This is a genomic window from Glutamicibacter sp. AGC46 (assembly GCF_053543715.1).
On the sequence record NZ_JBLVOJ010000012.1, the window covers coordinates 62,973 to 65,794 of the forward strand.

General features: G+C 65.0%; 3 protein-coding genes. 1 reads left to right on the forward strand and 2 read right to left on the reverse strand.

Annotated elements, in window-relative coordinates; all coding sequences use genetic code 11:
• The first annotated feature begins 105 nt into the window (after nt 1–105).
• Nucleotides 106–537: an SRPBCC family protein gene (locus ACNPM8_RS08490; RefSeq protein ID WP_166650869.1), complete on the forward strand. Its 432-nt coding sequence runs from the start codon at nt 106–108 to the stop codon at nt 535–537.
• 19 nt (nt 538–556) lie between these two features.
• Here the strand turns inward: ACNPM8_RS08490 and ACNPM8_RS08495 are convergent, their stop codons facing one another.
• Nucleotides 557–1,318: a polysaccharide deacetylase family protein gene (locus tag ACNPM8_RS08495; RefSeq protein WP_448939653.1), complete on the reverse strand. Its 762-nt coding sequence runs from the start codon at nt 1,316–1,318 to the stop codon at nt 557–559.
• Nucleotides 1,319–1,421: 103 nt separating this feature from the next.
• Nucleotides 1,422–2,726 (reverse strand): MFS transporter, encoded by a 1,305-nt coding sequence (locus ACNPM8_RS08500; RefSeq protein WP_332499113.1) that lies wholly within the window; start codon nt 2,724–2,726, stop codon nt 1,422–1,424.
• Nucleotides 2,727–2,822: the final 96 nt, after the last annotated feature.

Sequence of the window (2,822 nt, forward strand, 5' to 3'; positions counted from 1 at the left end):
CGCGCGGGGGGGGCGGGCCTTTGCTGCGGGCGGCCGGAAACCGGATTGCATGCCAACAGCCATGAAGCTATTCCATTTGGCCGCCCAGGGTGGCACTATGCGGATATGAGCCAGTTCAGCGTTTTCGAGAGCACCGTGGTCATTCACCTGCCGGTGCACCGTGTCTGGGAGCTGCTTACCGATTGGGCAGCAACACCCTTGTGGATCCATGGGATCGGCTCCATGCATTCGGACGACCCGCAGCTCAAGGTCGGCACCCAGCTGGTATACCGCGTTGCCGGCCATGAACGCGTGTATCGCGTCCATGACCTGATCGAGAACCGCTTGCTGATCCTGCACACTTCGGAGAATCCCGATGGGCTCTCCTACCGCTACGACCTGAAGGACGACGCGGGGCATACCGAGGTAGTGCTGCAGGTGGCAATCATCAACCCGGATCTGACGGTGGAGCAGTGCGAGGAGCTGGCGGCAAATATCCGCGAAAGCGAAGGGGACAAGCTGGACCAGCTGCGGCTGTACGCAGAGCAGGCCCCCTGAGCACCTGCGCGGCGCAAAACTATTCCGTTGCGCCGGAAGCAGGAGCCGAAGCATAGGCCGTCGAATTCTCCAGCTGGCCATTGAATAGCTGGTCCACGGTGACCGGGGTGTAGCCATCGGCCTTCAGCTTCTCCACGAGATCCGGCAGTGCCTTGACCGAGCTCTCATGGATGTCATGCATCAAGATGATGGAGCCCGGATGGACTTCGTCCATGGCGATGCGCACCGTTTTCTCCGGATCGTGGTGCTTCCAATCCAGGGTGTCAACATCCCACAGCACCAACGGGTAGGGCACCAGCCGGTCATAGACGGCACCATGATTCCCATAGGGCGGGCGGAAGACGGTGGGCTCGTGGCCGGAGGCCTTTTCTACCGCTTCGCTGGTCCATCCCAGCTCATGCTGGATCTGTTCCCTGGTCAGCGTCGTGAGATCCGCATGGTCCCAGGTATGGCTGCCCAGCTGGTGGCCTTCGGCGGCCATGCGCTTGACCGCGTCGGGGTATTTGGCAATGTTCTTCCCGACCATGAAGAAGGTGGCTGGCGCATCCGCGGCCTTCAGCTCGTCGAGCAGCCGCCCGGTGTACTGGCCAGGTCCGTCATCGAAGCTCAGCGCCACGCAACGAGCCACGGCGCAATCCACCTGCTCGCTTGCCGCGGAGCCCGTGGGCTGCGCATCGGGAGCAGGCGCTGGTGCAGGGGAACAGGAAACCAGGAATGCCGGGCCCAGCGCCAACAGGGCCAGCAGGACCAGGCGCGCCTTGCCGGGCAATCGAGAAGTCATCCTTCCACCTTCCCGCCATGCCCGGTCCGTGCCCGGGAACTACACGCGGAAATCTGCTGGGAGTTTGATCAGCGCCGGCCCAGCGCCAGCTGGTCGCAACCGGTCAGCTGCGCTCGCCGTCCAGCGCCGCCGGAACGGGGTCCGAGAGCGGATGCGCTATCTCGTCGCGGGCAAATTTCCCGGCCCACCATGCGATGATTCCGAACAGCGGCGAGGCGAGGCCGGCAATGACGAATATCGCCTGCAAGCTGAGCACCTGGGTCAAAGGTCCCGCCGCCGCCATGGACAGCGGCATCAGCGCCAGCGAAACGAAGAAATCCAGGCTGGAGATCCGCCCGAGCAGGTGTCCGGGAACCCGGCGCTGGAGCAAGGTGCCCCAGATGACCATGCCCACGGCATCGGTGATGCCGAAGGCCAGCAGGATCGCGAAGAGCATCCACGCGGCATCGACGTAGCCCACCAGGGCCAGGGGCAAGGTGCCCAGGCACCAGCAGGCGGTCATCAAGCTCAAGTAGCGCCGCGGGAATTTCGCGGACGCGACCAGCAGCGAGCCGATCGCCGAACCGAGGCCGAAGAAGGCCAGTGCGAAGCTGAACAGTTTCGCGTCCCCGTGCAAGTTGCCGCTGACGATGAAGGGCAGCAGCACCTCGAAGGGCCCGATGAAGGTGAACACCGAAATGACCGAGAACAGCAGCGTCCACAGCAGCCAGCGGGTGCGCACCGTGTAGCCGATGCCTTCGCGCAGCTGCCGGAACATCCCGGGCTGTCCCTGGCCGTCAACGGGGCCTGGCGCGTTGTACGCCTGGCGGTTGGGGATCCGGCGCAGCATCAGCAGCGCCGCGAGGTGGATTACGCAGATGCCGACGATGGCGTGCGCCGGCGAGAGTCCCGCCACCACGAATCCGGCGGCCATCGGGCCCAGGGCGGTGTGCACCACCGGCCGGGCTGTCCCCTCCAATCCGTTGGCGGCCAGCAGCTGCTCGGCGGGCAGCATCTTGGGCAGCAGTGCGGAGTAGGCGGGGTAGAAGAAGGCCGACCCGGCCCCGCCGCAGAAGCCGGCGAGCATCAGGTGCCACAGCTCCAGGGCACCGGCCATGGCCAGCACCGCGGTGATGCCCATGACTGCCAGCGACAGCGCCTCGACCAGCATCACGATCCGCCGGCAGGAATGGCGGTCCGCCATGATCCCGCCGAGCAGCACGAAACAGAGCAGCCCGGCGGCACTGGCGGTGGCCACAGCAGAAAGCTGGATGGGCCCGCCGCCCAGCTGGCGCACCTGGTAGACCATTGCCACGGCCCACATGCCGGCGGCGAAGGTGGAGAGGACAAGTGCGCTGGCCAGCAGGGCGTAGTCGCGGTAGGCGAACGGCTTGATGAGGCGCAGTGCAGAGGTTTTGAGCGCGCTCATGAAAGCTCCTGCGGTAGTGCGTAGGAACTATCATCCATCCACTGATTGAGCTTTGTCAATCAGTGGATGGGAATTAAAGAACTCCGGGGGCCCCCC